This is a genomic window from Arthrobacter sp. Bz4, from assembly GCF_003075455.1.
Classification (GTDB): Bacteria; Actinomycetota; Actinomycetes; order Actinomycetales; family Micrococcaceae; genus Arthrobacter_D.
Genome location: NZ_QDAE01000073.1, coordinates 1 through 1,032 on the forward strand (window position 1 = coordinate 1; position 1,032 = coordinate 1,032).

Consider the following 1,032-nt stretch of genomic DNA (forward strand, 5'->3'; position numbering starts at 1 on the left):
AACCCCGCTGAGGTCAACCCTGAGAACAGCTTTTGCTGCACGAAGAGTGTAATCAGCAGCTATCGATTGCTCAGAGATTTTGCGCTTGGATTGGCGTTCCCGCTTTGCTCTACTTCCACTCATAGGACCACTCTACGTACGCTCGATTCTGAGCCACGGACTCCCCTACTTCTTGCTCTAGGAGCTGGTTACCTGGCGCAGTCCGCGCTGTCCGCTGCATTCGCGGACGCACGTGTAATACTGACTTCCAATGAGTGATGAACTGAGCCGCCGGCGACTTCTTAAGAATCGCCGTGACCTTCGCCGGAACAAAGCGCTTATCGCAGCTCTTCATCAGGAGACTGACGCCCAGAGGGCTGACGTCGCATCACGGACTGGGACGATGCACACGCGTGCTTCGATACTCGTAGCGGCGGCAAGCCTCTCAACCGCACTGCAAGTCGGTCAGCAGGGGCCTTGGTTCGTGGGTGCTGTCTGGCTTTCAGTTACGTCAGCCATCCTCGGCGCCCTAGTGCTTCTGCCAGGCTTGGGAGACCAGCTAAACATTGAGCAGAATGAGACGGACCTGTGGGGACAAGAACCTACGGAGTTCACTCGTGATCTCATGCATCAGAAGTGGGACCTCCTACGTGACGACGAGAAAGCACTATTCTGGCGCAAAAACGTCCTTCTAACTGGCTACGCGGCTCTAGCATTGTCATTAGCTGCTGCTGCCATGCATCTTTCAACCAACATAGACTCAGAACCGGAACCTAATGCCCCCGAAACCGTCGTCACCTCCACCCCCACCACCTAAGCGACCAAACAGTACTGTTCGAGTGGTGAAGGAATCTGATAGCAACTTCAGCTCACGACCGCCGAAAGTTCCAGAGCCTAAGCCCAAGGGCAAGTAGCGGATTAGGCGCATGTAGCTAAGCGAGGCGCCTGTAATGGAAGCACCAGTCCTAATAGATTGGCCGCCATGACCCCTTCACCAAACACAGTTGATAAGTATGGCTGGTTACCGGAGCCTGTCGAATCAGTAGCCTTCCG

Annotated in this window: 1 protein-coding gene; it reads left to right on the forward strand. The window is 55.0% G+C overall.

What is annotated here, in order from left to right:
• Positions 1 to 250 precede the first annotated feature (250 nt).
• The gene (locus DDA93_RS16100; RefSeq protein ID WP_024475866.1) at positions 251 to 796 is read left to right on the forward strand and encodes a hypothetical protein; all 546 of its coding nucleotides are present in this window, start codon (positions 251 to 253) and stop codon (positions 794 to 796) included.
• Positions 797 to 1,032: the final 236 nt, after the last annotated feature.